The organism is Rhodococcus sp. MH15, assembly GCF_019266045.1.
GTDB classification, from domain to species: Bacteria; Actinomycetota; Actinomycetes; order Mycobacteriales; family Mycobacteriaceae; genus Rhodococcus_F; species Rhodococcus_F qingshengii.
The window spans coordinates 345,039-370,473 of the sequence record NZ_LPNP01000065.1 but is presented as its reverse complement, the minus strand read 5'-3'; the positions used below and the strand labels follow the sequence as shown (position 1 = coordinate 370,473).

Annotated in this window: 25 protein-coding genes; 13 read left to right on the top strand and 12 right to left on the bottom strand. The window is 61.5% G+C overall.

The genetic code is table 11. From position 1 onward, the window contains the following. The first annotated feature begins 8 nt into the window (after positions 1 to 8). Positions 9 to 788 (top strand): helix-turn-helix domain-containing protein, encoded by a 780-nt coding sequence (locus ATN37_RS16185; RefSeq protein ID WP_003943809.1) that lies wholly within the window; start codon positions 9 to 11, stop codon positions 786 to 788. A gap of 22 nt (positions 789 to 810) precedes the next feature. Here the strand turns inward: ATN37_RS16185 and ATN37_RS16180 are convergent, their stop codons facing one another. Together ATN37_RS16180 and argE are read right to left on the bottom strand one after the other, a co-directional pair. Continuing rightward, positions 811 to 2,100, bottom strand: a complete 1,290-nt coding sequence (locus ATN37_RS16180) for an MFS transporter (protein WP_030535736.1) — start codon at positions 2,098 to 2,100, stop codon at positions 811 to 813. Positions 2,101 to 2,126: 26 nt separating this feature from the next. Further along, positions 2,127 to 3,314 (bottom strand): acetylornithine deacetylase, encoded by a 1,188-nt coding sequence (gene argE, locus ATN37_RS16175; RefSeq protein WP_030535737.1) that lies wholly within the window; start codon positions 3,312 to 3,314, stop codon positions 2,127 to 2,129. Positions 3,315 to 3,425: 111 nt separating this feature from the next. Here argE and ATN37_RS16170 point away from each other — a divergent pair, with 111 nt between their 5' ends. The 5 genes from ATN37_RS16170 (at position 3,426) to ATN37_RS16150 (ending at position 7,659) form a co-directional block, all read left to right on the top strand. Next, on the top strand, positions 3,426 to 4,493 hold the full coding sequence (locus tag ATN37_RS16170) for an Lrp/AsnC family transcriptional regulator (RefSeq protein WP_064073653.1): 1,068 nt from the start codon (positions 3,426 to 3,428) through the stop codon (positions 4,491 to 4,493). Positions 4,494 to 4,544: 51 nt separating this feature from the next. After that, on the top strand, positions 4,545 to 5,105 hold the full coding sequence (locus tag ATN37_RS16165) for a TIGR03086 family metal-binding protein (RefSeq protein WP_081557237.1): 561 nt from the start codon (positions 4,545 to 4,547) through the stop codon (positions 5,103 to 5,105). A gap of 51 nt (positions 5,106 to 5,156) precedes the next feature. Further along, positions 5,157 to 5,765, top strand: coding sequence for a TetR/AcrR family transcriptional regulator (locus ATN37_RS16160; RefSeq protein WP_019746515.1), 609 nt, complete (start codon positions 5,157 to 5,159; stop codon positions 5,763 to 5,765). A 1-nt stretch (position 5,766) separates the two neighbouring features. Further along, on the top strand, positions 5,767 to 6,663 hold the full coding sequence (gluQRS, locus tag ATN37_RS16155) for a tRNA glutamyl-Q(34) synthetase GluQRS (protein WP_064687952.1): 897 nt from the start codon (positions 5,767 to 5,769) through the stop codon (positions 6,661 to 6,663). A gap of 255 nt (positions 6,664 to 6,918) precedes the next feature. Further along, positions 6,919 to 7,659: an EAL domain-containing protein gene (locus tag ATN37_RS16150; protein ID WP_063315222.1), complete on the top strand. Its 741-nt coding sequence runs from the start codon at positions 6,919 to 6,921 to the stop codon at positions 7,657 to 7,659. Positions 7,660 to 7,687: 28 nt separating this feature from the next. On the opposite strand, the gene ATN37_RS16145 is transcribed toward ATN37_RS16150, so the two are convergent. Beyond that, positions 7,688 to 8,341: a DUF4190 domain-containing protein gene (locus ATN37_RS16145; protein ID WP_064687953.1), complete on the bottom strand. Its 654-nt coding sequence runs from the start codon at positions 8,339 to 8,341 to the stop codon at positions 7,688 to 7,690. Between the two features lie 130 nt (positions 8,342 to 8,471). On the opposite strand from ATN37_RS16145, the gene ATN37_RS16140 reads away from it, so the two are divergent. Both ATN37_RS16140 and ATN37_RS16135 read left to right on the top strand, forming a co-directional pair. After that, positions 8,472 to 9,434, top strand: a complete 963-nt coding sequence (locus tag ATN37_RS16140; RefSeq protein WP_080552802.1) for a proline-rich domain-containing protein — start codon at positions 8,472 to 8,474, stop codon at positions 9,432 to 9,434. A 118-nt stretch (positions 9,435 to 9,552) separates the two neighbouring features. Continuing rightward, a complete protein-coding gene (locus ATN37_RS16135) occupies positions 9,553 to 10,287 on the top strand; it encodes a queuosine precursor transporter (protein WP_030535741.1) in 735 nt (244 codons plus the stop codon). On the opposite strand, the gene tgt is transcribed toward ATN37_RS16135, so the two are convergent. Continuing rightward, positions 10,278 to 11,567 carry a tRNA guanosine(34) transglycosylase Tgt gene (tgt, locus tag ATN37_RS16130; protein ID WP_030535742.1) on the bottom strand — a complete coding sequence of 430 codons (1,290 nt, stop codon included), beginning with the start codon at positions 11,565 to 11,567 and terminating at the stop codon, positions 10,278 to 10,280. The two genes, ATN37_RS16135 and tgt, sit on opposite strands and share 10 nt — an antisense overlap. Positions 11,568 to 11,758: 191 nt before the next feature. Between tgt and ATN37_RS16125 the strand changes: the two genes are divergently transcribed. The 5 genes from ATN37_RS16125 (at position 11,759) to ATN37_RS16105 (ending at position 18,541) form a co-directional block, all read left to right on the top strand. Beyond that, the gene (locus ATN37_RS16125) at positions 11,759 to 12,550 is read left to right on the top strand and encodes an enoyl-CoA hydratase/isomerase family protein (RefSeq protein ID WP_020723626.1); all 792 of its coding nucleotides are present in this window, start codon (positions 11,759 to 11,761) and stop codon (positions 12,548 to 12,550) included. Positions 12,551 to 12,576: 26 nt separating this feature from the next. Beyond that, positions 12,577 to 13,548 (top strand): ABC transporter substrate-binding protein, encoded by a 972-nt coding sequence (locus ATN37_RS16120; protein ID WP_007731596.1) that lies wholly within the window; start codon positions 12,577 to 12,579, stop codon positions 13,546 to 13,548. Positions 13,549 to 13,667: 119 nt separating this feature from the next. Further along, on the top strand, positions 13,668 to 16,004 hold the full coding sequence (locus ATN37_RS33000; RefSeq protein WP_308125217.1) for a CoA transferase: 2,337 nt from the start codon (positions 13,668 to 13,670) through the stop codon (positions 16,002 to 16,004). 50 nt (positions 16,005 to 16,054) lie between these two features. Continuing rightward, positions 16,055 to 17,002, top strand: a complete 948-nt coding sequence (locus ATN37_RS16110) for a zinc-binding alcohol dehydrogenase family protein (protein WP_007731598.1) — start codon at positions 16,055 to 16,057, stop codon at positions 17,000 to 17,002. Between the two features lie 15 nt (positions 17,003 to 17,017). Beyond that, positions 17,018 to 18,541 (top strand): AMP-binding protein, encoded by a 1,524-nt coding sequence (locus ATN37_RS16105; RefSeq protein ID WP_081557235.1) that lies wholly within the window; start codon positions 17,018 to 17,020, stop codon positions 18,539 to 18,541. 11 nt (positions 18,542 to 18,552) lie between these two features. On the opposite strand, the gene ATN37_RS16100 is transcribed toward ATN37_RS16105, so the two are convergent. The 8 genes from ATN37_RS16100 to ATN37_RS16065 all read right to left on the bottom strand — a co-directional run bounded on the left by ATN37_RS16100 (position 18,553) and on the right by ATN37_RS16065 (position 25,407). After that, complete coding sequence (locus ATN37_RS16100; protein ID WP_007731601.1) at positions 18,553 to 19,455, bottom strand: IclR family transcriptional regulator; 903 nt, start codon at positions 19,453 to 19,455, stop codon at positions 18,553 to 18,555. A 167-nt stretch (positions 19,456 to 19,622) separates the two neighbouring features. Next, entirely contained in the window at positions 19,623 to 20,447 is an 825-nt protein-coding gene (locus tag ATN37_RS16095) for an alpha/beta fold hydrolase (RefSeq protein ID WP_007731603.1), read from the bottom strand. Then, on the bottom strand, positions 20,447 to 20,767 hold the full coding sequence (locus ATN37_RS16090) for a DUF362 domain-containing protein (RefSeq protein WP_007731605.1): 321 nt from the start codon (positions 20,765 to 20,767) through the stop codon (positions 20,447 to 20,449). Before ATN37_RS16090 ends, ATN37_RS16095 begins: the two co-directional genes overlap by 1 nt. Positions 20,768 to 20,770: 3 nt before the next feature. After that, the gene (locus ATN37_RS16085; protein ID WP_050655582.1) at positions 20,771 to 21,781 is read right to left on the bottom strand and encodes an NAD(P)/FAD-dependent oxidoreductase; all 1,011 of its coding nucleotides are present in this window, start codon (positions 21,779 to 21,781) and stop codon (positions 20,771 to 20,773) included. A 150-nt stretch (positions 21,782 to 21,931) separates the two neighbouring features. Next, positions 21,932 to 22,717, bottom strand: a complete 786-nt coding sequence (locus tag ATN37_RS16080; protein ID WP_054188628.1) for a class II aldolase/adducin family protein — start codon at positions 22,715 to 22,717, stop codon at positions 21,932 to 21,934. A 13-nt stretch (positions 22,718 to 22,730) separates the two neighbouring features. Beyond that, positions 22,731 to 23,567 (bottom strand): ABC transporter permease, encoded by an 837-nt coding sequence (locus ATN37_RS16075; protein ID WP_019746502.1) that lies wholly within the window; start codon positions 23,565 to 23,567, stop codon positions 22,731 to 22,733. Next, a complete protein-coding gene (locus ATN37_RS16070; RefSeq protein WP_007731623.1) occupies positions 23,564 to 24,427 on the bottom strand; it encodes an ABC transporter ATP-binding protein in 864 nt (287 codons plus the stop codon). The genes ATN37_RS16075 and ATN37_RS16070 overlap by 4 nt, the downstream gene beginning before the upstream one ends. Beyond that, positions 24,424 to 25,407 (bottom strand): ABC transporter substrate-binding protein, encoded by a 984-nt coding sequence (locus ATN37_RS16065; protein WP_081557234.1) that lies wholly within the window; start codon positions 25,405 to 25,407, stop codon positions 24,424 to 24,426. Before ATN37_RS16065 ends, ATN37_RS16070 begins: the two co-directional genes overlap by 4 nt. Positions 25,408 to 25,435: the final 28 nt, after the last annotated feature.

Genomic DNA, 25,435 nt, shown 5'->3' with positions numbered 1-25,435 from the left:
CTCTCGTCATGGGTTGGTACACACCACAATCGGTCGCCCCGGATCTCTCCGACATCCTGGTGTGTGGCTGGACGGCGTGCGCAGAAGGAGAACACCTCCTCGTGCCCGATGCTTGCATGGACGTGCTGTGGATACGCGGCGTCGGCATACGCGTCTGTGGCCCCGAAACCGCTGCATGGTCATTCACTCTTCCGCCCGGAACACGCTCCGTGGGTGTTCGATTCCGCCCTGGATCGGCATCGCCGATGTTGCGAACCTCGGCGTCCGAGCTTCGGGATTCTCGCGCCGATCTCAGCGATGTAACCGACGCACGCACGGAACGAATACTGTTGAACCGCTTGGAAAATTCCGAAGACCACGAACAGGTCTCCATCCTCGAAAGCGCTGTTCGGAGTTGGGTAAGTTCGAGTTTCCGTCACGATCCGGTGATCAACCACGTTCGCACCGCACTGTCCGAACATTCGTGGAATGTCAGCTCTCTCGCCGACGCGGCGGCACTGACTTCGCGCCAACTCCAACGTCGATGCAACGACGCCTTCGGATACGGCCCGGCAACGCTGCGCTCGATCCTGCGCCTCCAGCGCTTCATGGCGCTCGCTCGCAGTCGACCCGCACTGGGACTCGCTGAATCCGCCGCCCACTGCGGATTCAGCGATCAGGCCCACTTGACCCGTGAATGCCGCCGAATCTCGTCGCTGACCCCGGCGGCTCTACTCCGCACCCAAGCCCCCGACTGGCACGGGTCGGATACCGTTGTCGCGCTGGCGGAGGGAGACGCGGTCGCGTAATCCCGACCGCGCTCCCCCGCCGTCACTTCTGGCTGAAAAGCGTCCTTGCCGACCACAGCCCACCGAGGGAAAGAACTGCGACCGTCATGTAGTAGTAACTGGGGGCGTCGAGCGAGCCTGTTGTACTGATCAACCAGGTCAAGACCAACGGCGCGATTCCGCCGAGCAAAGTCACTCCGAGGTTGTACGACAATGACATTCCGGTAGCCCGGATCTCTGCCGGGAACAGCGAACTCATCAGGGCGGGCAAGGGACCGAAGGCAAACGCCATGATGACACCCAGGACCGAAACAACCAGGACGAGGGTCAGAGTCGACGGGTGATCGACCATCAATTTGAAGAGCGGCCAGGCCAAGACGATTGCCGCAACGGCGGCCCAGGTCATAACTCTCGCCGGTCCGACCCGGTCTGCAAGATGCCCGATCAACGGCACGGTGATCAAGGTGACCAGTCCGGCGACGATGCCGCCGAGATAGCCGGCCGAGGCGGAAACTCCGAGGTTCTTCACGGCAAACGTCGGCATGTACAAGATGAGGTAGATCGAGATAGTCGCGACGCCCACTACTGCGGCACCGGTCAGCACCCGGCCGAGATGCCTGGTCAGCGTCGTCTTCAGCGGAGCCCTTTCCGGAACGCTCGTCTTGAAATCGTCCGTTTCGTCAAGCTTGGCACGGATGTAGAGTCCGACCGGCCCGACGATGATGCCGAAGAAGAACGGAACGCGCCAGCCCCACGAGTAGAGCGCTTCATGCGAAAGGTGAGTGTTGAGCACGTATCCGAACAGCGATGCCAGGAAAACCGAGGCACCCTGGCTGGCAACTTGCCAGGAAGAGTAGAACGCCTTCTTGTGTGGCGCAGTCTCCACGAGGAAGGTTGTAGCAGTACCGAATTCACCGCCGGCGGAGAATCCTTGAATGAGACGTGAGACAAGGATGACGACGCCGGCCCACGGTCCGATCATCGAGGTCGTCGGCGCCACGGCCATGATGAGCGTGCCGATCATCATCAGCATCATCGTCAACGTCAAGGCGTTCTTGCGCCCGCGACGATCGGCGTAGCTACCGAGAACCATCCCGCCAAGCGGCCGGATGACGTACGAGATCGCGAACGTCGCGAACGTCAGTATCAAACCGAGCGTGTTGTCGCCGCCGGGAAAGAAATTATGGGCGATCACCACTGCGAATGATGCGTAGACGATGACGTCGAACCATTCGAGCGCAGCGCCGAGCGAACTGCTGATCACCGCCTTGCGAGCAGCGGCCAGGCGTTCCGGGGTGACTGTTCCGGAGGTTGGCGTAGTTGCCGTGGACATGGTTTTCCTTAGGGGGTCAGGGTGGGTCAGGCGCGGGCGTGAGCGATGACGTTCCGAACGAACTGCTCGCACTGTGCCAATTGGTCAAGTGTCACGTACTCGTCAGGTGCATGCGCCTGAGTGATGCTTCCCGGCCCACACACGACAGTGGGGATACCGATAGTCGCGAACATCCCGGCCTCGGTGGCGTACGCGACCTTTTCGTCCGAGGCCCGACCACCCCATTGTTCGACCAGTGCGGCCGCCGAAGCATTCGCATCCGTCTCCAGGGGAGGAACCGAGGCCGACACGTGCATCGTCACGGAGGCTGACGGGTTTTCCTCCTGCATCAGGTTTTCGATCCGATTCGCCTCGGCGGCAAAGCGTTCGAGCAAATCTGCGGCGCCAGCTGAGCTGATGCTCCTGAATTCGAAAGTGATGGAGCAATCCTCGGGGACAGTGTTCACTGCGATCCCGCCGGATACGAGATTGACCGAACACGTCGTCCAGGCCACGTCGAATGCGTCGTCGTACGGGCCGGACGCACGGAGCTCGTCGGCCGCGCTTCTGACGAATCGAATCAACTCCGCGCCGTATTCGATCGCGTTGACTCCTTGCGGAGTAAGCGACGAGTGCGCCGAAACACCATGCAGATCAACACGTATGACGTTCATCGACTTGTGTGCGCGAATGACCCGCATCTCCGACGGCTCTCCGACGACGCACACATCAGGGCACAGGTTCCGGGAAACAACCTCCTCGACCAACCCGGCCGCACCGATGCAGCCGACTTCCTCGTCGTAGGAGAATGCAAAGTGAATAGGCTTCGCCAGCGGCCGAGCAACGATGTCGGGGATCGCAGCGACGACGATCCCGATGAACGACTTCATGTCGCACGTGCCACGTCCGTACAGGCTTCCGTCGCGAACGTCGGGCGCGAAAGGGTCGCTACTCCAGTCTTGATCGTCGACCGGCACTACGTCTGTATGGCCGGAGAACATCACACCGCCGGCAGTACTTCCGTCAGGAGGAGTGAACGTTGCCAACAAGTTGAGCTTCGTTCCCTCGTCATCGGCAACAAGTACCGGCTCGACCCCATGGCGACGTAGTTCCGCCGCAATGAGATCGATCAACGGTCGATTGCTCACGGCACTCGTCGTATCGATTCCGATGAGGCGTTGCACCCACTCGAGGCTTCTCTCTGTCGGAACAGCGGGCAACGTGGTCGATGACATCTGGTTTCTCCTTTCACAGCATGAACGCGGTGGGCACTCGCCACCGCGTTCTGCCCTTCGAGCATGAATGAAGTGATCCCAGACACAATGAAGATGCACGATACTTGCACCATGATCGAAGAAACGCAGGATTCCGCCGTACTGGACGACGTCGACCTCGCCCTGATCAATTGCCTGCAACTCGACCCGCGAGCGTCGTGGCGCACGGTTGGCGACGCGCTCAAAGTGGATCCGGTTACCGTGGCTCGCCGCTGGCAGCGGTTACAGGATTCCGGCACCGCCTGGGTCTCTGCCAGGGCAACCGGCCATGGCCGTCCGGAGTCGTGTCTGGCTTTTGTCGAAGTCGACTGCACGACTTCGAACGCGTTGACGATTGCAGAACGACTTGCCCGCTGGCCGCACGTACTGAGCGTCGAACACACAAGCGGCCCAGGCGACTTGACACTTCTCGTCGAGGTCAGAGACATGGCTTTCCTGTCGCGCTTCCTGCTTCGGTCGCTCGCGTCGGTACCCGGGATCGTCAGTTCGCGTGCACACCTCGTCACCGAGGTCTTCGCGATCGGAGACGACTGGAAATTGCAGGTACTCGATGCCGCGCAGCGAGCGACGATGACAGACCGGCCTGTGCGATACAAATACGCGCCGACGGATCAGCGCCATCACGGGAAGACGTTCGACGCTGTCGACCGCCAATTGATATTGAAACTGGGTGAGGACGGTCGATCGTCGATTGCCGAGCTCACGGTCGGTACCGGCCTCAGCGAAAGTACGGTCAGGCGGCGACTTGCCGAATTGACGTCGCGCAACCAGATCGTGTTCCGCTGCGACGTGTCTCTGCCACTGTCCGGCTGGCCCCTCGTGACCTGGGTGTGGGGATATGTCGATCCCACGGACCGGTCGACGATTCGTGCCCTGGTGGAGCGAGTGCCGGGAACGCGGGTGTGCATGCGGATATCCGGTGGACGCGCCAACACACTGCTCGCGATCGCCGCACACTCCCTTCGCGAAACTCCCATTACCGAAGTACAACTCGCACAAGAGGCACCGGGCCTGGTGGTGCTGAACAGGTCAGTGGTGCTGCGATCGATGAAGAGGGTGGGCCGACTTCTCGACGACGAGGGCAAGAGTGCCGGGGTCGTACCGATGGACATCTGGGCGGAAGCCCCGGAGATCGAGTGAATGTCCGAAATAATCAATCACGATGCGCTGTGGCGGTGAAGGATTGTTGTCATGACTTCAACAGAGATCTCCCCCGCCCAGCGTTATCGGGATCTGGCTGCCGGATTCACGGCCCGGATCGACGCCGTACCCGCCGACCGCTGGGACGACGATTCCCCCTGCGAGGGCTGGACCGCCCGCGACGTGGTGAGACACGTGCTCGACAGCGAACGAGACATGGTCAAGGTAGTCGGCCTGGAATTGGCACCCGGTCCGTCGGTCGACGACGACCCGTCGGCAGCCTGGGCGGCCGTCCGCAATTCGATGCAGGAAATTCTGGACGATCCGGCAAAGTCCACCCTGGAATACGACGGACACTTCGACAGGACCAACCTCGGGGCCACGGTCGAGGGGTTCTTGTGTTTCGATCTGGTCATCCACGGTTGGGACCTCGCGGCCGCAACCGGCACCGATACGACGATGCGAGACGCGGACGTGGAGTGGGTGTCGGAGATCGCCGCGGGCCTGGGCGAGTCGATCCGCATGAGCGGTGTGTGCGGCCCGGAAATACAGGTTCCGGACAACGCTGACAAAGCGACGAAACTCCTTGCCTTCCTCGGCCGGAAGGCGTGAAAAAGCACCCCTGACGTGGGCATTACTTCCATACGCATGTAATGTCGCGGTATGCCGGAACGCCGAAAATCCTCCACGAGTCCAGACCTGCTTGCGGCGGCATTGTTCGATGTCGCCGCGGAATCCGGACTGGAAAATGCCAGCGTTCGCGAGGTCGCAAAACGGGCGGGTGTCTCGATCGGCGCAGTGCAACATCATTTCTCGACCAAGGACGAGATGTTCGCATTCGCACTGCGAACACTCGTCGATCGATTGTTGACGCGACTGGCCGAATCGTCCGCCGACGCAGACCCGCATACCGCCCTGTTCCAGGCGCTCTCGCAACTCCTGCCCCTCGACGAGCAACGCACGCGTGAGGCGCATGTGCTCGCCGCGTTTGCCGTGCGCGCCGCAACCAGTGAGTCACTCTCCGAAATTCGCCGGACAACCCTGTTCACAATCCGCACCGGCATCTCGACAGTTCTGATCGGCATCGGAACTCCGGAAGCGGAAACCAGAGCGGCACTTCTGCTTTCAACCGTCAATGGATTGGCACTCGACGCACTCGGAAGCCCCGCCATGTATCCGCCGCAGTACCTCGATCACGCTTTGGAAACCCAGATCCGCCTCACCCTGCACGACGCCGAGAACCCGCTCGCCTCCGTCGGGCTCGCCAGCTGACGTGGAAGGAGCAGGACGCTTCGCGCCGAGCCCGTCTGGCGATCTCCATCTGGGAAACCTCCGAACCGCCCTCTTGGCTTGGCTTTTCGCCCGCACCAGCGGGCGCGACTTCCTCATTCGGGTAGAGGATCTCGACCGTGTCCGCCCCGGCGCGATGGAACGACAACTCGACGATCTGCGCAGGCTCGGCCTCACGTGGGACGGCCCAGTCGTATTGCAGTCACACCGTCTTCCCTTGTACCACAAGGCTATCGACCAATTGCGCGAGCGTGACCTGACCTATCCCTGCTTCTGCACACGCAAGGAGATCCTGCAGGCACCATCAGCGCCCCATGCTCCAGACGGCGCCTACCCCGGCACGTGTCGGAACCTTTCGGAGGCCGAACGCGCCGAGAAATCGGCAAGTGGCCGATCTCCCGCGCTGAGGCTACGGGCCGGCATCGACTCGTTCACCGTCCATGACGAACTGTTCGGCGAGGTGACGGGACCAGTCGACGACGTCGTCCTGCTCCGCGGAGACGGGGTGCCCGCTTACAACCTTGCCGTTGTCGTCGACGACGGTGCACAGAACATCGACCAGGTGGTTCGCGGCGACGACCTCCTGACCTCGGCTCCACGTCAGGCATACCTTGCCCGGCTGCTCGACATCGAACCACCGTCGTACGCCCACGTTCCTCTTGCCTTGAACAGTGAAGGCAAGCGACTCGCGAAGCGCGACGGCGCAGTGACTCTGGCAGATCAACTCGAGGCCGGACGCAGTGCCGAGCAGGTTCTGACGATGATCGCGTCGAGCATCGGTCTCGCCGAACCCGGCGAGGTTGTCACACCACCCCAATTGGCGGATCGATTCGACTCTCGCAAGATCCCCCGGACCCCGTGGATTTTCCCGGCGCAGTAAGTGACGTATCAATCGGTGCCTCGTCGGAACAAAACTACGATTGTCCGATATGACAAAGCCGTCCGCAATAGCTATTCGTTGGCAATTCTCGAATAGTGAAGTACGGTCGAGACTGGCGAAGGAAATTCAGGGCGAGTTGTTCCTGCAAAACCACGCCCGGGATCTGAACCTGGAATCCGACCACAGTACCCACTTGCAGCATCCACGCTGACACGCACGTGCGGCACGGGCGACTCAGGACGAAAAGGAATACGCATGGTCCGCGAGCTTCGCGAGGCACTCGACGACCATCAATTCGAGGTGTTGTATCAACCCCAGGTCAATCTGAACTCGTCAGCAATTATCAGCTATGAAGCTCTTTTGCGTTGGCGCCATCCGCTGCGAGGGTTGATCGAACCTCAAGATTTCATGCGCTCCGCCGAATCCTCTGGGCTCATCATTCCCATCGGGCTACAAGCTCTGGAAATGATTTGTGCCCAAACAGCGTCGTGGCCTGAGCACATGATGGTCGCGGTCAACTTTTCACCTCGCCAACTCGCTACCCCGCACGCCGCTCACGAGATCCTCGGAGCCCTCGACAGTTCACAAACGCCACTGAGCAGAATAATCGTGGAAGTCACCGAACTCGGCGTCGTAGGCCGGCATGCCGCCGAGACTCTTCACGTCTTGCACAACGAGGGAATTCGAATCGCGCTGGATGATTTCGGGGCGGGCTTCGCGTCTTTCTCCGCATTGTCGGAATTGCCGCTCGACATTCTCAAGATCGACCAATCCTTGACCTGGGCCGTCAGCGCAGCGGGTCGTGCTGGAGACCGTGCCTTCATGGTCATGGAGTCCATCGCCGACATCGCTCGGAAGCTAGGGCTTGATTCGATCGCAGAGGGCGTCGAAACCGCGGAACACGCAGCCAACGTCTTGCGGGCCGGCTGCGACATGGGCCAGGGCTATTACTTCGGCAAGCCACTTCCTGCGTCGTCCATCGTCACTCCCGTGTGAGCGCTCGCCACTTCAGCACGACGACACTTCAGTACGACGACGATGCACTCGATATGAGTGCGACCACGAGAATCACGGCAAAAATTGCCAAGAAGGCCGCGCCGACCGCAATTCCGGCTATCGCAAGCCCGCGCCCCTGTTGACCTGTCTGCTTGATCTGATTGAGCGCGACAATTCCCAGAATGATTCCGACGATTCCGCCGAGACTGTAGAAGCAACCACCCGCAAGCGATACAACCAGCGATGCAATTGCGAGACCATTGGTGCCGACCGGCTGCATCGGCGGTGCGTACCCACCCGCGAATTGATTCGGTTGACCGTACGGGTTCGGAGGTTGGCCGTACTGAGGCTGTCCGTATTGAGCCTGTCCGTATTGTCCGGGTTGCTGATATTGATTCTGCTGATATTGATTCTGCGGTCCGAAATTCTGCGGCGGCAGGTACGGGTTCGGTTCACCGATTCCGCCCGGCTGGGGGTTATTACCGGGCGGGTTGTACGACGGCGGTGGATAACCCGGGTACTGCTCGTTGGGAGTGGTATATCCGGGAACTTCAGGTGAAGACTGCGTTTCGGACGGGGACACGCCGTACCCCTCAGGAGGCAGGCTCGGAAATTCTCCGTACCCAGGTTTTGCCTGGTAATCGCTCGAAGAATCGTCGTTGTTGCCCCCGGAACTCGTCATACAACGCAGCCTAAACCACAGGTGACCTCCGAATCCAAGTGAGCAGATGTCATCCACATCGCTCTTTGATCCCAGTAGGGTCATATCCACTGTCACACTCGAGCGCGATATTTACGACTGAGGGGAACACATGACAACCGGTGGGTACGACCCCAACCAGAATCCAGAAGGCGGGAAGCAATTCCCACCCCAGGATCCATATGGCCAGCAGGGAACACCTCCTCCCGGAAGTTACCCACCACCCGCAGGCCCCCCGCAGGGAGGTAGCTACCCGCCCCCTCAGGGCGGAAACTTCCCGCCCCCTCAGGGTGGCAACTACCCGCCGCCTCCGCAGGGTGGAAGCTATCCCCCTCCCGGTGGCAACTACCCACCGCCTGGTGGGTACCCGCCTCCTCCCGGGGGCGGCAACTTCCCGCCGCCGCCCGCCAATGACTACGGCGCAGGATTCGGTGGACCACAGCTTTCCGTGGGTGCCGCGCTGAATTACGGCTGGGAACGCTTCAAGAACAATGCGTTGACGTGGATCGGCATCACTGTTGTCGCGGGCCTGATTTCGTTTGGCATCAACCTGTTGTTCGGGGGCTTCGACTTCTCGACCGACGGGTCGACTTCGGTGTCGGCGTTGAGCATCATAGGCGGATTGGTCTCGATCGTCGTCAGCATTCTGATCCAGGCTGCCTACGTTCGAGGTGCCCTTCATGAAGTCGACGGCAACAAGCCGGCTTTCGGTTCCTTCTTCCAATTCTCGAACATCGGCGCCGTTATTCTGGCGAGCATCTTGGTCGGGTTCGCGGTAGCGATCGGCCTCGTCCTGCTGATCATTCCGGGCATCGTCATCGCATTCCTGACCTATTTCACGTTGCAGTTCGTGATCGATCAGGATCAGGATCCCGTCACCGCAATCAAGTCGAGCGCCAGCGTCATCTCGAAGAATGTCGGCCCACTGCTTCTCCTGGCACTCGCGGCAATCGGCATCAACCTCGTTGGCGCACTGCTCTGCGGTCTCGGATTGCTGGTCACCGGACCGGTCACTCTCATCGCAGGCACCTATGCGTATCGCGTCATCACAGGACGCTTCGTAGCAGCACTCTGACGAGGCTTCACCCCATCACCGAAGGCCCTGCGGTTCCACGTGAAACCGCAGGGCCTTCGGTGTGTTCTGCGCAACTGGACGGTCGCCAACTCGCATCCGAGCGCCTTGTGGTGCTTGGATGACGGACGTGACAGCTCAGGATCAGCAAGACGAATCGACCCACGAAACCAAATTTGCGCACGTCAGCCGGGGTTATTACCCGACGATCGTCGCGCTCTTCACCGCAACGCTGCTGATCTCGAACGTGGCGGCGACCAAGGGGGTCGCCTTCTTTGCGGATTCCGACTTCTCGCTCGGTCCCTTGCAGATTCTGCCCATCATCACCGATGGTGGATTCTTCTTGTTCCCGCTCGCCTACGTCCTCGGTGACGTGCTCAGCGAGGTCTACGGCTTCAAAGCGACCCGACGCGCGATCTACCTGGGCTTCGGCGCACTGATTCTTGCCGCTGCGTGCTTCTGGATTGCAGTGCAACTCCCGTCGGCAGAGTTCTACGAGAACCAGGCCGCCCTCGAAACCGTGGTCGGTGTCATTCCCCGGCTACTGGTCGCGGGCTTGGCCGCCTACCTCGTCGGACAGCTACTGAACTCACTGGTTCTGGTCATGATGAAAAAGCGCATGCAGGAGAAGCATCTGTGGGCGCGGCTGATCGGCTCGACCGTCGTCGGCGAATTCGCCGATACCCTCATCTTCTGTTCCATCGCGGCCGGTGTCATCGGCATCAGCACATGGGAAGACTTCATCAACTACGTGCTGGTCGGCTTCCTGTGGAAGACGCTTGTCGAGGTTCTGGTCATGCCGATCACCTACCGCGTCATCGCATACGTGAAGAAGCGCGAACCGACCTACGCCTGAGGTGCAGGCGTCTTCGCCGCGTAGAACTTTCCGAGCATGTCCGCCTTGAAGTCGTGGAAATACCCACCTTCGATGCTGGCTCGGATATCGTCGACCAACTTCACGGTGAATCGCTCGTTGTGGATGGTGCAGAGCGTCGACGCGAGCATTTCCTTCGCCTTGAACAGGTGATGGATGTACGCGCGGGTGTAATTGGCGCACGTGTAGCAGTCGCACTCGTCGTCGATAGGCGTGAAGTCACGACGGAATCGGCTGGTGTTGATGTTGAACCTGCCGGAGCGGACGTAAATCGCAGCATTGCGAGCAACACGCGACGGGTTGACGCAGTCGAAGGTGTCCGCACCGTTCTCGATTGCGACGAAGAAGTCGTCCGGTTCACTGATGCCGAGCATATGACGCGGCTTGTTCTCGGGTAGTTCCTCGTTACACCAACGCACGATCGTTCCGAGGTTCTGCTTCTCGAGGGCGCCGCCGATGCCGTAGCCGTCGAAGCCGTATCCGTTCTCGCCTTCGATCGACTCGAGTCCGCGGCAGGCTTGACGTCGCAGATCTTCGTACTGCGCGCCTTGGATCACGCCGAAGAGAGCCTGATAGGGCTTGTCAGCGCGTTCGGCGGTGAGCTTCTCGTGTTCATTGATACAGCGGATCGCCCACGCCTGCGTGCGCTCGACCGATCGCTCCTGGTAGCCGCGGGTGTTGAGCAGCGTTGTGAGCTCGTCGAACGCGAACATGATGTCGGCGCCGAGCTGATGCTGGATCTGCATCGACACCTCGGGGGTGAAGCGATGCTTACTGCCGTCGAGGTGCGATTTGAACGTCACGCCCTCGTCGTCGACTGTCGCGAGACGCTCCTTGCCCTTCGCGATGACGTCGTCGGACTGCACACCGACGGCCTCCATCGCGAGCACCTTCTTGAACCCGACACCAAGCGACATGACTTGGAAGCCACCGCTGTCGGTGAAGGTGGGCCCGTCCCAGTTCATGAACTTGCCCAGCCCGCCGGCCTCGTCGACGATGTCGGGTCCCGGCTGCAAGTACAGGTGGTACGCATTGGCGAGCAACGACTGCGCACCGAGTTCCTTCATGGACTCGGGCAGCACGGCCTTGACCGTGGCCTTGGTTCCGACGGCCACGAACGACGGCGTCGCGATATCGCCGTGCGGTGTGTGGATGGTTCCGGTTCGTCCGAGCCGGTCCTCGAGCCTGGTCCCTATCGTGAAAATCGACTCGGGACGCTTGTCGACGACGGGCTCGGGCGGTGTCGGTACTGCAGAAGTCACGGGCTCAATCCTGTCACAGGAGCAAATATCGCCGTGATCACAGCGAAGAAAGTTCCTACGCGATCAGCATCCGCATTGGTCTACTGACCGAACCCGAGCGGTACCGCCGCGTGAGGGTCCCCACCATACTTCCCACTACACATCCCCCGGCTCGACCGGTTTACCCCGCCAACCCGCTGACAGGAGCTCACTTGACGAGACAGACCGGCCAGACCTACAACTTCGTCACCGTCGACGTCACAGACTCGATTGCCACCGTGACTATCGACAAACCTCCAGCCAACGCATTCAACCCCAGCATGATCGCCGAGCTTCTGGAGATACTGCCGGTACTCGCGTCGGACCAGACCGTCCGCGTCATTGTCGTGACGGGCACTGGACGGTTCTTCGTCGCCGGTGCGGACATCACCGTGATGCGCGAGCTGACGGAAGAAACTCAGCGCGCGATGCGCCCGTGGGTCGACGTACAGCGGATCCTCGAGTCGGCTCCCAAACCTGTCGTCGCGAAGATCAACGGGCACGCACTCGGCGGCGGAGCAGAACTGACGTTGGCCTGCGACTTCCGCATCATGGCGCAGTCGGCGACCATCGGCTTCCCCGAGATCGGACTTGGGCTTTTTCCGGGTGCCGGTGGCAGCCAGCGACTTCCACGCCTCATCGGGGCTCACCGAGCCAAAGTGCTCATGATCGAAGGCAAGCGCCTCAGCGCCGAGCATGCACTCGATATCGGCCTGGTCGACACCGTCGTTGCGGACGCCGACCTCGATGCGCATTGCGCTGACCTCGCACGCGAACTCGCGACGAAACCCACTGCCACCATCGGAATGATCAAACGCATTGTCGACGAGGGCATGTCGTTGCCGCTCGATCAAGCGCTGGATCTCGAATTCGAGGCAGTGCTCGACCTGATCAAGACGGACGACGCTGCTGAGGGACTTCAGTCTTTCCTCGACAAGCGGTCCCCCACCTTCACGGGACGCTGACAGCTCCCATTTACCGAGAGGCCATCATGCTCAACAAATTTCAGAAGAAATGGGTGGGCGCAGTCGCTTCTCTCGCCGCCCTGACGATCGCCGTCAGCGGATGCACCCGCCCCGCTACCGACAACTCCGCCGAAAGTGGTGGCCTGGTACGGATCGCGGTGGGTGTAGACCCGTCGTACGCCCCGATTTTCCTGGCCGACCACGAGGGCATGTTCGAGGCCGCCGGCCTCGACGTCCAGGTCATCCAGACGGAAGGCGGGGCGGCGGGCGCCCAGAACGTCGTAGCCGGAACTTCGGAACTCTCCGGCAATGCCGACTCGACGGCACTGTCCGTCATGGCCGCCAATCCGAGCCTGCGGGCGCTGGGCGTATTTCAGGAATCCGACCGGTACTTCCAGGTTGTACTGAGGAACGGCGTCGAACCGAAGTCGATCAAGACCATGGGCGTCTTCCCCGGCATCGGTCTCTACTTCACGAACCAGTACCTGGCCAGTCTCGGCATCGACCCCACGACGGTCACACTCGTGAGCACAAGCCCGCCCGAACAGCCTGCTTTGCTGGCGCGCGGTGACATCGACGGCTTCCTGTCCTTCGACCCCTGGGTGACGCAGAGTGTCAATACCGGCGGGCGCGTTGTTGCCACGACCGGCGACTTCGGCGCCAAGTACGCCCAATGGATCATCGCTTCGGACAACTGGTTGTCCGCGAACGAAGAAACCGCAGGCAAGGTGTTCAAGGTGATCTCGGAAGCGTCGGCAATCGTGAACTCGGATCCGGATCGGGCTGCAACCGCAATTGCCGCGTCTATACAGATGGACCCGGCCGAGGCCGCAGACCGGGTGACCCAAATCGATTTCGGTGGACGCGGATTCACCGAGGACGACGTGGAGCGCGCAAACGAACTTGTTGCATTCTTCCGCGAGCAGGGCAAGATCTCCGCGGACATCGATCCGTCCGCTGTCCTCCTCTCGGGATGGTTCGAGCAGAACGCCGCCTGAGCGGAGAGTGAGAACGGGTCCGGTGGGCAGACCGAAATCATGTCGCCCACCGGGCCGCAGAACTACGTTCGACACCAGTCGGTTCGGCGATATCTTTCGATTGAAACGGAGTAGTTGTGGTGCATCCCCCGGTACGGGTCGTAGAGATTTCCAGTCCGTTTGCGCGATTCGCCGGGCGCATCCTGGTCGGGCTGGGTTTCGAAGTCATTCTGGTAGAACCACCCACCGGTGACCCCAGTCGCACCGAGTCCCAGGGTGATTCGTACTTGCATTGGCATGCGGGCAAGAAGTCCGTTGTCCTCGATATCGACGACAGCAACGATCGCCTCGCTTTCGAAGCACTGCTGCGCAGTGCCGACGTCCTGCTCGACGGCAGCGCGACCGGCGCTCTACGCGACAACCGAGGATCTCTCGTTCACGTACGAGTGACACCCTTCGGCACAACCGGACCGCGAAGTGACTGGAAGGCAACAAATCTGACCGTCGCGGCACTCGGCGGGATGATGGCCCAGGTCGGCGATCCCGAGCACCCTCCACTGCTGCTCCCCGAACTCCAGGCTGAGCAGCTCGCCGGAATCAATGCCGCAATCGGCGTGCTTCTCGGACTGCGTTCGCGATCCAAGGGCCACAACCCGTTGCTGGAGATCAGCGCTCAGGAATGTGTTGCCGCCGCGCTGGAAGCGGGCACTCTTGCCTACATTCACGAGGACCGCGTACCACCGCGTCCGGGCCGGGTACATCCGCTCGTTCCGCACGGACTGTTCCAGGCCGCCGACGGTTATGTCGGTGGCGGCCTCGGCGGTAGCCCCCGCATGTGGGACGGCATGCTGGCCTGGCTGATCGACAACGATGCTCAGGACGATCTCGATCAACCGGAGTGGTCCGACGCGGTCTACCGAAAGACGCATCAGGAACACATTTTCGACGTTCTGTCCGCCTTCATCGCGAAGTGGCCGAAGGAAGAATTCGCGGTCAGCGCGCAGTCACGCAAGTTGCCGTGGGCAGCGGTCGACCGGCCCGAAGAACTGCTGCGTAACCCGCAACTCAACGACCGGGACTTCTTCACCGACGTGACCGGAGATCACGGTACCTACCGCGATCTCGGGTTCGGCTTCGCTTTCCCCGAAGGCCGGCGCATCGGAACGCTCGAGGCTGCCCGGTTGGGCCAGCATCAGGAACTCTTGAAGGCCACCTCGCCTGTGGCAGTGAACGAAACCCACGAGTTCAGCGGTGGCAGCACGCCCAGCCTCGAAGGTGTCCGCGTCCTGGATCTCACGTGGGTGTTGGCGGGCCCGTACGGCACCAGAATCCTTGCCGACCACGGTGCCGATGTCATCAAGGTCGAATCGATCGGACGCCCGGACCCGACTCGCTTTGCACCGTTCATGCATCTCTCGCGAGGACCGCACGACAATCCGAACACCAGCGGGTACTTCAACGACGTCAACCGCAACAAGCGCAGCATCACACTCGATACCCGATCCGCAGAGGGCCTTTCGGTACTGCGCGACCTGATCAGGAACTCCGACGTCGTGGTCGAGAATTTCAGCTCGTCGGTCATGGACAAGGTGGGGCTCGGCTACGAACAACTCCGGGAGCTCAAACCGGACATCATCTACGTGTCGATGTCCGGGATGGGTCACACCGGTCCTCGCAAGGACTGGGTGTCGTATGCCGACATCGTTTCGGCAAGTACCGGTTTGACCGCACTGACCGGCTGGAACGCCGATGACGTTGTCGGAGTCATCTACGGCCATGGCGACATCGTCGCCGGACTGCAAGCCGGCGTCGCGATGCTGGCAGCCCTCGACTACCGCGACCGGACCGGCCGGGGACAGCACGTAGACCTGTCACAACTCGAAGCCATGGCAGCGCACATGGGTACCAGCGTTCTCCGAGCCGCCCGGTCACAGTCCCCCGATCCGATCGGCAACAGCCATCACGAATTGGCACCACACGGCGTGTACCCGTGCCTCGGCAGCGACCGGTGGTGCTCGATTGCCGTTCGCGATACCACGGAATGGAATGCATTGTGCCGCATCATCGAAGCAGAGAAATGGATCGGCAATCCTGACTTCGCGAGTGCAGAAAGCCGCCAAGCCGATCACGAACGTATCGACGACGCCATCGCCGACTGGACCAGGACTCTGTCACCCGAAACCGTCATGGAACGCTTGCAATCGGCGGGTATCGCGGCCGGCACCGTCCAGGACGGACGCGACCTGGTCGAGAGCGATCCACATCTTCGGGCACGCAGTTTCTATTCGGCACAGGAACATCCCCTCGCCGGAACATTCCTCCACGAAGGCATCCCCGTTCGCCGGAACTCCGAACCCGGCTCGATCCGACGCGCTGCGCCGGTGCTGGGCGCGGACACCGACGACGTCCTCGAGTCGGTGCTCAGATACAGCGACGAACTGATCGCCGGACTTCGCGACCAGTCGATCCTGTCCTGACCGCACTCATATTCAGTACATCCATTCACAGATCGCTACTAGGAGACACAATGCGCGCGGCCCGACTCCATCAGTTCGGCACTTCACCGGTCATCGACGACATCGACATTCCCACACGTGAATCCGGTCAGACGCTCGTGCGCATCGACGCTGCCGCGCTCGGCCATCTCGACATCACCGTCGCGAGCGGAAACTTCGGAGTCAAGCCGAACCTGCCACATATCGGTGGAACAGACGGAGCGGCGACGGTAATCGAATCCGACACCTATGAGCCTGGCACCCGCCTTCTGGTCCGAGGCGGCGGAGTCGGCCTGTTCAAGAACGGTTGCTGGGCTGAGTATCTGGTAGCGGCAGACAAGGCGTTCACACCCTTTGATCCCGCACTGTCGCCGGCCGTCGCCGCAACCTTCTTCCTGCCCAGCACAACCGGCTATGTTGCCGTCAACGACATTGCAGCCGTCGCTCCCGGCGAACGAGTTGTTGTCGCCGGAGCATCCGGCGCTGTCGGATCGATGGCAGCACAGTTCGCTCTGCTTGCTGGAGCGTCCGAGGTAATCGGTGTTGTACCGCGCGAAGATCAGGCTGCCTTGCTTCCGGAGGGTGTGCGTCCCGTCGTCGGGCAAGGCGACGAACTTGCCGGAGTGGTGGGATCCGAGCCTTCCGTCGACGCCGTGATCGACACACTTGGCGGCGACGGCTTGCCGCACCTTCTGGCGAGTGTTGTCCCCGGTGGCCGGGCTGCCCTGATCGGATATACCTTGGGTAAGAGCCTCACCCTGGACTTGCCGAACTGGTTGCTCAGCGATGTCCGGATCCTGCCCGTCAACATGATTCGCAAGACTGCCCGGCAAGCCGAACTGGCACCTGAAATGATCCGGCTGCTCATCGAAGGCAAGATTTCCGTTGCAGTGCAGGAGTTTCCGCTGGATGACATCGCAACGGCACTGCAGTTGATGGGTGAGGGCAAGGTTGCCGGCCGGGCCGTCGTCGTACCCTGAGGGATACAATTACCCATGCACCACGACGCACATGCCATTCCGCGCTCGCTTCCGGATTTGATCCGGAGGCGAGCTTTGGAACGTCCGGAGCACCCGGCGCTCGTCGTCGACGGGATCACGGTCACCTACCGCGAATTGCGGGATCGTGCAGCGTCGATGGGGGCGGATCTCCGTAATCACGGTGTCGGCCGTGGGGAGCGCGTGGCGGCACTGTCCGGCAACAGGATCGAACTGGCAGACCTTGTTCTCGGATGCGCGTGGATCGGTGCGGTTGTCGTCCCACTCAATACGGCCCTCCGAGCCGACAGTGTTGCCGGCGCACTCGAACAGGCTGGTGTACAACGGATCCTGGTTTCACCCGAATACTCAGGCGCTGTAGCCGGATTCGACGGCACCGTGTGGGTCATGGGTGAACAGTGCGTCCCCACTGCCGGTTCGCATCCGGGCTGTGAGCCCGAGACCCTCGATCCGCTCGACCTGGCCGCGATACTCTTCACCTCCGGCACCACCGGTCTGCCCCGAGGCGTCCGATGCCCGCACGCGCAGTTCCTGCAGTGGGGCAAAGGCGTCGGCGCCTCACTCGGGCTCACCGGGGACGATGTGCTGCACAACTGCCTGCCGCTGTTTCACACCAATGCTCTCAATGCCTTTGTTCAGTCCCTTTGGGCCGGGTCTACTTTTTTCCTGGGACAACGCTTTTCGGTCCGCAATCATTGGCGCGAAGTTCGCGAGATCGGCGCAACTGTCGACTACCTGCTGGGTGCGATGGTGGCCATGTTGATGAACGCGGACCCATCGCCGCAAGACCGACAGCACAGCGTCCACGTGGCACTTGCCCCCGCAACGCCGGCTCATCTGATCGAACCGTTTGCCCAGAGATTCGGTGTAGAACTCGTGGACGGATTCGGAAGTACCGAAACCAATCTCGCGATCGGCACACTTCCGGGAGATCGGCGGGCCGGGTACATGGGGCGGGTGATGAGTGGCTACGACGCCGCAGTCGTCAACGACGGTACTGCGGCCGCAGACGGGGAGCCCGGCGAACTGGTGGTCCGCAGCACGATCCCCGGCGCCTGTTCACTGGGCTATCTGGGCGAGGAGATTCCGGCGACGGAGAGTTGGATACAGACCGGTGACAGGGTGATTCGGGAAGCAGACGGCTGGTTCCGATTTGTCGATCGCATCAAAGACGTGATTCGGCGCCGCGGTGAAAATATTTCCGGGGCCGAAGTGGAAACCGTTCTGGCGTTGCATCCGTCGGTCGGTCAGGTTGCCGTCTTCCCGGTACCGTCGGATCTGGCCGAGGACGACGTCATGGCAACTGTAATACTGCGCCCCGGAGTATCTTTCGACCCCATTTCGATTCTGGAGTTCTCCCAGCAACAGCTGCCGTACTTTGCACTTCCCCGGTACATCGACGTCGTGGACACGTTGCCACTCACCGAAACCGGCAAGGTACAGAAAGCAGTGCTACGTGAGAGGGGCGTCGGCCCACACACCTGGGACTGCGAGAAGAGCGTGTTCCGCGCCCGGCGATAGACCGCGCCTCGCTACTTGCCGCAACCGTTGAACGAACACATCACCGGACTGCAGATCGTGCGCAGAGCCAGCGGGTCGCTCGGCGAATGTGTGCACTTCATGGCATGAAGTTTTCGGGTGATTCCGGCGCCGGCAGTGCGCAGGGCCCCGGTGATGCGGCTGACGTTGAGGCGAGCCGTCGGCGCTGTCACAGACAACGCGCCGGCCAGAGTGCGCGGGCCGCTGAACACCGGCACTGCGACGCTCATGTACCCGAGCCGTGTCTCCTCGACCTCCACCGCGAGTTGTTCCTTACGCATCCGCTCGGTTTGCTGGCGCAGCACGCTGACGGACATCGTCGTTCGACTGGTCAAGGCGGTGAAACCCTGCTCGACTACCTCGTCGAAGACCGATTGCGGGGAGAAGGCAAGGATGATCTTGCCGGTGGCGGTGCAGTACAGCGGGAGCCGACCGGCCACCCGCGACTGCTGATTGAGCCCGCGGTGTCCGATGATCTTCTCGATGTAGAGGACGTCGATGCCGTCACGAACCGCAAAGTGAACCGTCTCCTGCGTCGCCAGTAGTAGGTCCTCCATGTACGGCAGCGCCGCGTCGCGCAGAATCCGCTGACGCGGCACCAATTGGCCCAGCTCGAACAATCGCAGGCCGAGCCGGTACTTGGTACCCGCGCGCTCGAGCAATCCCCACTCGACCAGCTCGCCGGCCAACCGGTGAACCGTCGCTTTCGCGACCCCACTGCGCCGGGTGAGCTCCGTCAGAGACAGGTCACTGTGGTCGGTGTCGAAAGCGTCCAAGATCATTCGAGCCTTGCCCAGGACCGAGGACAGTTCACCTGCAGGCTGCGATGCAGCGGTCGTTTCCGACGCGATGGGTAGTACGGATCCGAACCCGACGGATTGTTGTGGAGCGGCCATGAGTGTCCTCCTGAACGATCTGTGACAGCCTGCCGAGACCGAGTGCCACAACGACCGAGATCGGTCGGGGTCCTCGTTAGGTGCAGGTGCTTCGAGACTGACACTATGGTGACGACACGATGAGACGCACGCCACACGGTCCGCTCAGTGAACCCGTCCCGCAGAGTTTACACGGGGCGCCTACCTGCGTAATTCTCCAGAAACATGCGGACGGCGGATGCAATCTGCGGAGCGTGCTCCTCGACGAGTGCGACGGTCCCCGATTCGACGATCTCCGTTTCCACCACTGCCGCACCCGTCAGGTGTGCACGCAACGGCGCAATGTTAGGCATCGAGAAGGGATCCTTCTGCGCGCCGATCAGCAAAACCGGCGCAGTCACCGAACCGACTCTCGCCTCCATGACGTAGCGGGCGCAGGCTTTGTGCCCCTCCGCCGGATCTACCCGGTAGGCAAGCGCGTCTCGGATGAACCTGTCGAGCAGTGCGGTGCCTGGTTCGGGGTAGTAGGGGCGACGCATCTCCCACAGCCTGGTGAGATGGCTACCGTCTGCGGCCCGGTCGACGCAGTCGATCCCACCGGGTCCCGAGTGCCCCTCGCGGTAGTTGCGGTCGGTCCACGGGCACGACGAGAGCACGGCAGCGTGCACCCTCTCGGGGCGTGATGCCGCCATCTCGAGCGCCACTGCCGCACCGGTGTGGTGACCGATGACCGTGACTCGATCGACGCCCAGGGTGTCGAGCAATTCCCACGCGCCTCGCGCATAGGTCTCGATGGTCTGCGGGCCGGGTACCGGAGCACTGTTGCCGTACCCCGGCATGTCCATCGCGACAACGCGGAAGTCGTCGGCAAGGAGTGGAATGAACTCGCGGAACTCGTCCCACGACCGGGGCGCCTGATGAAGCAGGAGAATCGCCTCACCCGAACCTTGCTGCGCGTAATGCAATTGCCCGAAAGACGAATCAACGTATCCGAGTTGCAGGCCGCCAGCCATCAGAACGCCGCAACCATCGGGGTATCGACGCCGACGATGTCGATCTTTGCCGAACCACCCGGATTTCCGACGGGCTCGCTACGGGTAGGCAAGACCTCGAGGAAGAAGCGCTTGTTGTCTTCCTTGAAATCCGGGTCTGCTTTCCGGTCGACGGTGATCGCCTCCACCGGGCAAGCCAATTCGCAAGCGCCGCAATCGATGCATTCGTTCGGGTTGATGTAGAGCTTGCGATCACCCTCGTAGATGCAATCCACGGGGCATTCTTCCATGCACGATCGGTCCGTGTAGTCGATGCATGCTTCACCGATGACAAATGCCATTGCCTAGCTCTCCTGTTCGGTGGAGTGTCCAGGGAAGATTTCTGCTTCCGGATCCAGCACTGCCGCAGCGTTGTTCACCGCAGTCGCGGCCTCGCCGAAACCGACGGCGATCAAGCGGACCTTGCCGGGATAGTCCGTGATGTCCCCGGCGGCATACACACGCGGAACATTCGTCTCCATCCGTGTGTTCACCGCGATGTGGCGATTGTCGATCTCGATTCCCCACTCCATCATCGGACCGAGGTCGGCCGTGAATCCCAATGCAGCGATGACGGATTGAGCGGGCAGCGTGGACGTGCTCTTGTCTTGTTTGTGGGTGATGTCGACCTCGCCGATCCACCCGTTTCCACGTACCGCCGAGACATCGGCGTTGACGAGAACCTGGACACTGCTTTCCTGCACCTTGGCGACTGTGGATTTGTGTGCGCGGAAACGATCTCGCCGGTGAACCAGGGTGACGGACTTGGCAATCGGTTCCAGGTGAACGGCCCAGTCGAACGCGCTGTCGCCGCCACCGACGATGACAACGTCTTTCCCGGTGTGCGCCGACAAATCCGGGACGAAGTAACTCAGCCCCCGATCCATGAACTCCGAACCCTTCGCCAACGGACGCGGGGTGAAGGTTCCGATGCCGCCGGTGATGACAACCGCGCCGGCCACCACGACCTGGCCCGTGCTGGTGGTGATCCGCACCCGGCCGTCGTCGTCATGCGACAGCTCACGAGCCTGCATGCCCAGAAGGTACACCGGATCGAACGGGGCAGCCTGCGCCATCAAACCCTCGATGAGGTTGCGTCCCTTGACCGAAGGGAATCCCGCGATGTCGAGGATCGCCTTCTCCGGGTACATCGCACTGACCTGTCCCCCCGGTTCCGCAAGGGCATCGATCACGGCAACCGAGAGGCCGCGGAAGCCTGCGTAGTACGCGCCGTACAGCCCGGCGGGGCCGGCACCAATGATCAGAATATCGACGCCGATCTCGTTGTCGGTCGCCGTGGAAGACGTTTTGTTCACACTCGATACGGTATTGCGCCGACGGACTCACGCAAATGAAACCGGTCCGCTCAACAGACCTCGGTAACAGTTGCGGGACACCACGAAAAGGGCCCGCCGACCTCTCGGTCGACGGGCCCAATGCTCGCAGGAATTCAGTGCGCGAAGAATTCAGTGCGCGAATACCTCGGGCTCGTCTGCTGCGATCTTCTGGATGATGGTCGAGTACGCAAACCACCCCACCTTCTCGGTGCCGACTGCTTCGTAGGTCTGCGCCGCGATCTTCTCGTGCAGGACAACCGGATCACCGGCGGCTCGCGCCGTCAACTCCGCCTGCATCGACCGCTCCATCGACACATACCACCACACTGCGCTCTCCACGGAAGTTCCGACGGTCAGATGACCGTGGTTGGTGAGGATCACGGCCTTGTTCGATCCGAGGGCATCCGCGATGCGAATCCCCTCCTCTTCGTCCAGCGCCACCCCGTGATACTCCTCGTAGATCGAGTGATCCTCGTGAAAGGCGCACGCGTCTTGAGTGATCGGCGTGAGGCGGGTGTGCAGCGAGGAGAACGCCTTACCGTTCAAACCGTGAGCGTGAACAGCTCCGATGACGTCGGGACGAGCCTCGTGAACCTTGCTGTGGATGACAAACGCTGCTCGGTTGAGCGGTCCGTCTCCGGAAATGACCGCGCCGTCCGACGCCACATGCAGCAATTCCTCCGGCTGAACCTGGGAGAAGTGCCGCCCGAACGGCGCAGTCCAGAAAGTCTCCGGATCTTCTGGGTCTCGGGCGGTGATATGTCCCGAGATTCCCTCGTCCAAACCGAATTTCGACAAAATCCGATACCCGCCGATGACAGCGGTCTTGCGACGACGCCGCTCACTCTCGATATCGGTGAACTCGGGCGGTCCCGGAATTCCGGCCTGCTCGGCAATGCTCAGCGGGTGATTCATGCTGCGCTCCTGACTATTTGACGCCGTAACGGGCGAGGTACCGCGAGGACAGAATGCGGAGAATCCGGTCGAAGATGAAGCCCATGATGCCCAGGACGATGATGCCGACGAACGTCCAGTCGATCCGGCCGTAGTTTCGAGCCTGCCAGATCATCGAACCGATACCCTGGTCGGCGGCGACGATCTCCGCCGACACGATGGTGAGGAAGCTGTTGCCCATCGCCAGGCGAGCGCCCGTGACGATGCCGGGGATCGACGACGGCAAGACCACCGTCTTCATGATCTGAAGTTTGTTGGCACCAAGATTTGCCGCTGCCTGCAGTTTGTTCTCGCTGATCGCTACAGTCGCGGCAATCGTGCTGACCGTGACGATGAATACCGAGGTGTAGAAGATCAGAACAACCTTCGACGTCTCACCGATGCCGAACCAGACGACGGCGAGAGTGACAAACGCAATAGGCGGAATGAACCGGAAGAACTCGATGTACGGATCGAGGAGCTGTCGCACGATGGAAATGCGGCCCATCAGAATTCCGACGGGAGCACCGATCACGACACCCAGGAACCAGCCGATGAGAATTCGCTGACCCGATGCGGTGATCGACGACCACAGAACGCCGCTCTCCCACAGTTCCTGTGCCGCCGACCATACTTCGGCCGGTGATGCAATGGTGGTCGGCCCGTACCACCACGCCAGGAACGACCAGATGCCCAAACCGATTGCCGCTGAGGCTGCATACATCAGCGTCGCTTTGACAATCTTGGATCGCCGCGCCGACGAACGCTTTTTTGTCTCCGCCACCTTCGCTGTTCTCACACCGGCTGAACCACCGGTCACTACAGCCGTCACAGCTCATCCTCCTCAATGCCTTGGTTCCGCAGCGACGCAACCACTTCTGCCCGAATGTCGTCCCGCAGCTTCTCGTAGAGCTCGATCACCTCGGGATCGTTGCGGTCTCGCGGACGAGCCGCATTGACCTCGTAGACGCTCTTGATCCGGGCCCGCGGGCCGGCCGACATCACGATCACACGGTCAGCCAACGTCAGTGCCTCGTCGATATCGTGAGTCACGAATACCACGGTGCAGCGGGTGTGCCGCCAGATACGGTCGAGTTCGGTCTGCAGAACCTGACGAGTCTGAGCGTCCAACGCACCGAACGGCTCGTCCATGAGAACCAACGACGGCTGGTTGGCAAGAACTCGTGCGATCTGAACACGTTGCCGCATACCGCCGGACAGCTGCGAGGGGAACTTCGCACCCGCGTGGGGCAAGCCGACCATCGCGAGGTACTCGGCCGCGATACTCGCCTGCTCGCTGCGGTTCGCTCCACGCATCCTGGGGCCGTAGGCCACGTTCTGGCTCACGGTCATCCATTCGAACAACGCTTCGGAGCTCTGAAACACCATGCCGGCGTGGCGGTTACTGCCGGCGACGACATCTCCGTCGCACACGATCTCGCCGGCGCTGGGTTCCACGAAGCCGGCCATGGACGACAGCAGCGTCGACTTGCCGCAGCCACTCGGACCGAGCAGACAGACGAATTCACCTGGCTGCACGTGCATGTCGATTCCGGCGACGATCTCCGCCGCGCCGAAGCTGATTCCGAGGTCGACCACGTCGATGGCAACACCGGTGTTCTTCTTGCCGGGGCCGGCTGTCCCCGCGCTATTCGTCGAGCTGGTCGTTGAACCACTTGTTGCGATACTCACTGTGCACCATCCTTGTACCAATCCAGAAGCATTGCCGATTCGAGATCCGGCTGGTCGCTGAGAACACCGATCGACTTGTAGAAATCTACGATCGACTGAGCCGACTCGACATCCGCAGCTTCGAGATTCACCACGGCGAAGTCGATCTCGTCCACCGCGGCAATAGTCTGATCCTCGCTGACGTTCACAGCCGCCTTGGTCGCGGACGCTGCCACGCCCGGATCCGACTCGACCTTGCGCGTTGCCTCGTCGAGCACCTTCGCGACGGTTCGCGCTGTCTCTTCGTTGGCCGACAACCACGGAGCCGTCGTGATCGCCCAATGATGATAGAACCAGCCGTAGTCTCCGGTTACTGCCACCACGTGGCCGGTTCCCTGATCCAGGGCGGTGGCCGGCCACGGCTCCCACAGGACAAACCCGTCGATGTCGCCGCGACTGAGCAGTGCGGGCATGTCCGTCGGGGTCGCCGAGATCATCTCGACCGAACCGGGGGCAACGGAGTTGGCAGCGAGGTACTTGTCCGTCGAAATCTGGCTGAGACCCGGGACGATGCCCATCTTCTTGATCGCAGCCGGTGAGTCGACACCGTTACGCAGCACGACCTTGATGTAGTCACCCGACGCCTCGTACGAGTACATCGCGCGCAACGACGGATTCTGACGCAACTGGGCGATCGTTGTCGTATCGGAGCTACCGGCGATCTGGACCTGCCCGGTCGAGAGTGCGTCGACGGCCTCGCCACCACGACCGAACTGGACGAGTTCGACGTCCAAACCGGCAGCGTCGAACATGCCTTCCTGATCCGCTACGAAGAACGGAGCGTAGGAAGCATCGATTCCGACTGCGATACGCAGTGGTCCACTTCCGGCAGAATCAGCTGTGCTTTGCGTCGCCGGGCGGCTGCATGCGCCGGTTGCAACGGTCAGCAGCAGCGCAGCCGAAACAAGAGCAGTCCTTCCAAACTTTGACAGCGAGGCCATCTACTCACACCTTTGTTTGTGATCTGTG